This is a genomic window from Kocuria sp., from assembly GCF_030536815.1.
Classification (GTDB): domain Bacteria; phylum Actinomycetota; class Actinomycetes; order Actinomycetales; family Micrococcaceae; genus Kocuria; species Kocuria gwangalliensis.
In genome coordinates, this window is sequence record NZ_JAUNPE010000130.1 from 1 (window position 1) to 6,008 (window position 6,008).

General features: G+C 65.0%; 5 protein-coding genes and 1 pseudogene. All 6 read right to left on the minus strand.

Annotated features, from left to right (window positions below; translation table 11 throughout):
* Positions 1-815 (minus strand): glutamate--tRNA ligase (gene gltX / locus Q4E95_RS10420; RefSeq protein ID WP_303383244.1); only part of this gene is annotated, 815 nt, incomplete at its 3' end.
* A 36-nt stretch (positions 816-851) separates the two neighbouring features.
* Entirely contained in the window at positions 852-1,625 is a 774-nt protein-coding gene (locus tag Q4E95_RS10425) for a fumarylacetoacetate hydrolase family protein (protein WP_303383245.1), read from the minus strand.
* A gap of 54 nt (positions 1,626-1,679) precedes the next feature.
* Complete coding sequence (locus Q4E95_RS10430; RefSeq protein WP_303383246.1) at positions 1,680-2,777, minus strand: branched-chain amino acid aminotransferase; 1,098 nt, start codon at positions 2,775-2,777, stop codon at positions 1,680-1,682.
* A 26-nt stretch (positions 2,778-2,803) separates the two neighbouring features.
* A complete protein-coding gene (locus Q4E95_RS10435) occupies positions 2,804-3,883 on the minus strand; it encodes a 3-isopropylmalate dehydrogenase (RefSeq protein WP_303383247.1) in 1,080 nt (359 codons plus the stop codon).
* A gap of 130 nt (positions 3,884-4,013) precedes the next feature.
* Positions 4,014-5,567: a methionine--tRNA ligase gene (gene metG, locus Q4E95_RS10440; protein WP_303383248.1), complete on the minus strand. Its 1,554-nt coding sequence runs from the start codon at positions 5,565-5,567 to the stop codon at positions 4,014-4,016.
* A 147-nt stretch (positions 5,568-5,714) separates the two neighbouring features.
* A pseudogene (locus Q4E95_RS10445) lies at positions 5,715-6,008 on the minus strand (ketol-acid reductoisomerase); the annotation flags it as partial.

Genomic DNA, 6,008 nt, shown 5'->3' on the forward strand with positions numbered 1-6,008 from the left:
CGCTTGGACAGCTTCTTGTTGCCCTCACCCATCACGTAGGGCAGGTGACCGAACTCGGGGATGAACTCGGCCACGCCGATGTCCATGAGGGCTCGGTACAGGGCGATCTGGCGAGGGGTCGAGGACAGCAGGTCCTCACCGCGCAGCACCTGGGTGATACCCATGAGAGCGTCGTCCACCGGGTTGACCAGCGTGTAGAGCGGCTTACCGTTGGCGCGGGCCACCACGAAGTCCGGCACCGACCCGGCCTTGAAGGAGATCTCGCCGCGCACGAGGTCGGTGAAGGAAATGTCCTCGTTAGGCATCCGCAGTCGCAGAACGGGCTTGCGGCCCTCGTCGCGGAATGCCTGCTTCTGCTCTTCGGTCAGGTCGCGATCGTAATTGTCGTAACCGAGCTTGGGGTCCTCCCCCTTGGCCTTGTGCCTGGCTTCCACCTCTTCCGGGGTGGAGAAGTCCTCGTACACGTGTCCGGACTCCACCAGCTTGGCCAGCACGTCCTGGTAGATCTCACCGCGCTGGGACTGGCGGTACGGCTCGTGGGGTCCACCCACGTTGACGCCCTCGTCCCAGTCGATACCCAACCAGGCAAGTGCGTCGAGGATCTGGCCGAAGCTCTCCTCGGAGTCGCGGGCGGCGTCCGTGTCCTCGATGCGGAACACCATGGTGCCGCCGGTGTGGCGGGCCCAGGCCCAGTTGAACAGTGCGGTGCGGATCAAACCCACGTGCGGCGTGCCCGTGGGAGACGGGCAGAAGCGCACGCGCACGGGGGTGTCGGCGGAAACGGTGGGGTGCAGTGAAGTTTCGTGGTCAGTCATGATGTGACCATTCTAGGCTCAAGGGTCACCGCTGGCTCAGCGGCGCAGCACCGTGGTGAGGCGGCCGATTCCTTCGATGTCCACGTCCAAGGTGTCCCCCTCGTCGACGATGCCCACCCCGGCCGGTGTGCCCGTGAGGATCACGTCCCCGGGCAGCAGCGTGAAGGCCTGAGACACGTAAGAGACCAGCGTGGGGACGTCGAAGACCATGTCCGCGGTGTTCCCGTCCTGCTTCAGTTCGCCGTTGACGCGGGACTGCACCCCGATCGAGCTGATGTCCAGCTCGGTCTCGACCCACGGACCCAAGGGGCAGGCGCCGTCGAAGCCCTTGGCGCGGGCCCACTGGCCGTCCGTCCTCTGGGCGTCACGCGCGGTGAGATCGTTGGCACCGGTGTAGCCGAACACGACCTCGGGAACTCTCTCGACCGGGACGTCCTTGCACATCCGCCCGATCACCACGGCGAGTTCGGCCTCGTAGGAGACCTGCTCGGTCCACGACGGCAACGTCACCGGATCCCCGGGGCCGGACACCGAGGTGTTCGGTTTGAAGAACAGCAGTGGTCTGGTGGGTAGGTCATTGCCCATTTCGGCGGCGTGGTCCGCGTAGTTGCGTCCCACGCACACGATCTTGGAGCGCGGGATGACCGGAGCAAGCAACCGCACCTCGGAGACCTCCACCGTGCGGTCGAGGGGTTGCACGCCCACGTAGAGGGGGTCGCCCGAGAGGTATGTGATTTTTTCCTGGCCCTCGGGCCCGGAAACCACACCAAAGTGAATTTCATTGTCAAAGGTGAACCGTGCAATGCGCATGCCCTAAGGCTACACAGCACGGTCCACCTCGGACTCGTGTTGAGCGGTGAGCGATCAGGCCAGTCGCGTGAGCCAGCCGTGGGTGTCCTCCGCACGACCGGTCTGGATGTCGAGCAGCTGCTGGCGCAGGGACATGGTCACTTCGCCCGGCTGGTCGTCCTCGCTGCCGATGACCTCGTCGTGACTGACCAGACGACGCACGGGTGCGATGACCGCTGCGGTTCCGCACGCGAAGACCTCGGTCAGCTCGCCCGACGCCTTGCCCTCACGCCATTCGTCCAGCGTGAATCGGCGTTCTTCGACCTGCAGGCCGCGCTCCTTGGCCAGCTCGATGATCGAGCGGCGGGTGACGCCCTCCAGGATGGTTCCCGTGAGTTCCGGGGTCACCACTCGGCCGTCCTTGAAGACGAAGAACACGTTCATGCCACCGAGTTCTTCAACGGCGTCGTCGCGCTCGTGGTCGAGGAACAACACCTGGCTGCAGCCGTGGGCGTCGCCTTCCATTTGCGCAATCAACGACGCCGCATAGTTGCCGCCGCACTTTGCCGAACCGGTGCCGCCCTTGCCCGCGCGGGCGTAGGTGCGGGACAGCCAGATGTCCACGGGCTCCACCGTGCCGAAATAGTTACCGGCCGGGGAGGCGATGACGGAAAACCGCGCCTGGCGCGACGGGCGCACCCCGAGGAACGGCTCCGTGGCAATCATGAAGGGGCGCACATAGAGGGACTCGCCGTCACCGGAGGGCACCCATTTCTCGTCCGTGCTCACGAGTTCACGCACGGCGTCCACGAACGTGTCTTCCGGCAGTGCCGGCAACGCGAGGCGCTCGGCCGAGCGGTTCAAGCGAGCCGCATTGGCCTCCGGGCGGAAGCTCCACACGGAGCCGTCCTGGTGGCGGTAGGCCTTGAGTCCCTCAAAGATCTCCTGGCCGTAGTGGAACACGGCGGCGGAGGGGTCCAGGGCAATCGGACCGTAGGCCTCCAGGCGAGGATTGTCCCACTGCCCGGTGCCCTTTTCCACGTCACCGGTCCAGTCGATGGAGATCATGTTGTCCGTGAAATGTACGCCGAAACCGGGGTTGGCCAGGACGGCGTTGCGGACCTCGTCGGTGGCCGGGTGGGGATTGGGCTGGCGGACGAACTGGGTGCTCAAGGGTATTCTCCTTCGACTGCTCGGATTCAGGCGGCCTGCAGGGCGGCCACAATGTGGTCGCCCACCTGATCGGTGCTGCGCTTCTCATTGCCGTGCGTCTCGAGATCCCGGCGCACTGCCTGGTTGATCTGGTCTGCGAGATTCTCGTGGCCCAGGTGTTCCAGCATCATGGCGGCGGCAAGGATGGCGGCCACCGGCTGCGCTGTTGCGGTTCCCGCAATGTCCGGTGCGGAACCGTGAACGGGTTCGAACATGGACGGCGCGGTGCGATCTGCGTTGATGTTACCGCACGGTGCCAGACCGATACCTCCGGTCACCGCGCCCGCCTGGTCGGTGAGGATGTCGCCGAACAGGTTGTCGGTGACGATCACGTCAAAGCGGGAGGGCTCGGTGGTCAGGAAGATCGTGGCGGCGTCGATGTGCAGGTAATCCACGGTGACGTCCGGGTACTGTGGTGCGAACTGGTTGACGGTCTCCTGGTACAACCGGCCCGCATTGACCAGCACATTGTGCTTGTGCACCAGGGTGAGTTTCTTGCGCGGGCGCTTTTGCGCCAGCTCGAACGCGTACTTGACCAGGCGGCGTACACCGTGGGCGGTGTTGATCGACACCTCGGTCGCGATCTCGTGGTCGGTGCCCTGGCGGACCCGGCCGCCGTTACCGGCGTAGAGACCCTCGGTGCCTTCACGGACCACCACGAAATCAATGTCCCCGGGCTCGGCCAGCGGGCTGGTGGTCCCCGGGTAGAGGGTGGCGGGGCGCAGGTTGATGTAGTGGTCGAACGTGAAGCGCAGTTTCAGCAGCAGGTCACGCTCGAGAATTCCGGAGGGGATGCGGGTGTCGTTGGGGGCGGCACCGACCGCGCCGAACAGGATGGCGTCATGACCGCGGAGCTGGTCGAGGGTTTCATTGCTGAGCACCTCTCCCGTGGCCAGCCAATGCTCGGCTCCCAGCGGGTAGGTGGTCTTCGCCAGGGTGATGCCGGCCGGCTCGGTCACGGCGTCGAGTACTTTCACCGCCTCGGCAACGACCTCGGGGCCGATTCCGTCCCCGGGGATCACGGCGATCGAGTAGGTGGTGGCTGCGTTCGACGATGCTTCGCTCATGATCCCAGCCTAAATCTGCCGGGCGTCAGGATTCCACAACGTGAATACGTGTCTCGAATACCGAGACATGAAACGACGGCGCCGTCACGTTCCCGTGACGACGCCGCCGCCTCACCTGCCGCACGCGCGCTCAGGCCTTGAGAACCTCGGGCTCTTCGTAGCGCGGGAATACACCGCTCGGCTTGGGCAGCTCGGTCCCGGGCACCAACCGATCGGCAATCGCGGCGTACCGGCGGGCTTCCCCGTCGGGCTGACCCAGCTGGGTCAGCAGCTCGGCCATGGAGTCGGGCATGACCGGCTGCACCAGGATCGCCACGATCCGCAGCACCTCCGCCGTCACGTACAGCACGGTGGCCATGCGCTCGGGGTCCGTCTTGCGCAGTACCCACGGCTCCTGCGCCGTGAAGTAGCGGTTGGCATTGGCGATCACACGCCAGACCGCTTCCAACCCACGGTGGAACGCCTGGGCGTCGAACGCGGTGCGCAACGTGTCCACCGCGGCGCTGGCCTCGTCGAGCATGGCCTGGTCCTCGGCGGTGAACTCACCGGGCTCGGGGGCTGCTCCCCCGAGGTTCTTGGCGACCATGGACAGGCTGCGCTGGGCCAGGTTTCCCAGGTCGTTGGCCAGGTCCGAGTTGATGCGCGATGCAATCGAGTCGTGGGAGTAATTGCCGTCCTGGCCGAAGGGAACCTCGCGCAACAGGAAGAAGCGCAGTTGATCCAGGCCGTATTCGCTGATCAGCGAGTGCGGGTCGATCACGTTGCCCACCGACTTGGACATCTTCTCGCCCTGGTTGAACAGGAACCCGTGGGCGTACACGCGCTTGGGTAGTTCCAGTCCGGCGGACATCAGGAAAGCCGGCCAGTACACGGCGTGGAACCGGGCGATGTCCTTGCCGATCAGGTGCAGATCGGCGGGCCAGTAGGTCTGGAACTTGGTGTCCTCGGTGTCCGGGTAGCCCAGGCCGGTGAGGTAGTTGGTCAGCGCGTCCACCCACACGTACATCACGTGATCCGGGTTGCCCGGCACGGGAACACCCCAGTCGAAGGTGGTGCGCGAGATCGACAAATCCTGCAACCCGCCCCCCACAAAAGATGCAATTTCATGGGAACGGGTCTCGGGCTGCACGAAACCCGTCTCGTAGAGCGCCAGCAGCTTGTCCTGGTAGGCCGAGAGGCGGAAGAAGTAGCTCTCTTCCTCGGTCCACGTCAGTTCGGTGCCGGTGCCGATCGAGTACCGCTGGCCGTCCGCGCGGACCTCGGTCTCGTCCTCGGCGTAGTAGGCCTCGTCGCGCACGGAGTACCACCCGGCGTACTTGTCCAGGTAAATGTCACCGTTGGCCTCCATCCGCCGCCAGAGGTCCTGGCTCGCGGCATAGTGGTCCTCGTCCGTAGTGCGGATGAACCGGTCGTAGCTGACCTGCAGCTCGTCGTCCATCGCCTTGAACTGGGACGCGTTCTGATCCGCGAGCTCTCGCGGTGACACACCCTGCTTCTCAGCGGTCTGCTGCATTTTCTGGCCGTGCTCATCGGTGCCGGTCTGGAACCGCACGTCAAAGCCGTCCAAACGCTTGAATCGCGCCATGGTGTCCGCGGCAATCGCCTCGTACGCGTGCCCGATGTGCGGGGACCCGTTCGGGTAGGAAATCGCGGTGGTCAGGTAGTAGGGAATCTGCTCGCTCACGCCCTCCACTCTAGCGACCGTCCAGTGCTTTTCCCGCCTCGGGAATCCTCGGACAGCACGACGCCGCCGCGAGAGTTCACGTGAACTCTCGCGGCGGCGTCGGCGATCGAACTATTGCACCCAACGGCAGTGCCGGATCAGGACCGATCAGCGAGCGGCGGTGCCCTCGGTGTAGTCCTCATCGGTCTGCTCCCACGCGAAGAGGGAACGCAGCTCACGGCCGGTCTCCTCAATGGGGTGAGACTCTTCCTTGGAACGCAGTTCCTTGAACTCCTTGCCACCGCTGGACTGGTCCTCCATGAAGCGCTTGGCAAAAGTGCCGTCCTGGATGTCCTGCAGAACGGCCTGCATGTTCTCCTTGACGTGGGCATCGACCACGCGCGGCCCGGAGACGTAGTCGCCGTACTCGGCGGTGTCGGAGATGGACCAGCGCTGCTTGGC

Coding starts and splice junctions, on each gene's coding strand:
- Q4E95_RS10435 (WP_303383247.1), bottom strand. CDS start 3,883: ATGAGCGAAGCATCGTCGAACGCAGCCACCACCTACTCGATCGCCGTG.
- Q4E95_RS10425 (WP_303383245.1), bottom strand. CDS start 1,625: ATGCGCATTGCACGGTTCACCTTTGACAATGAAATTCACTTTGGTGTG.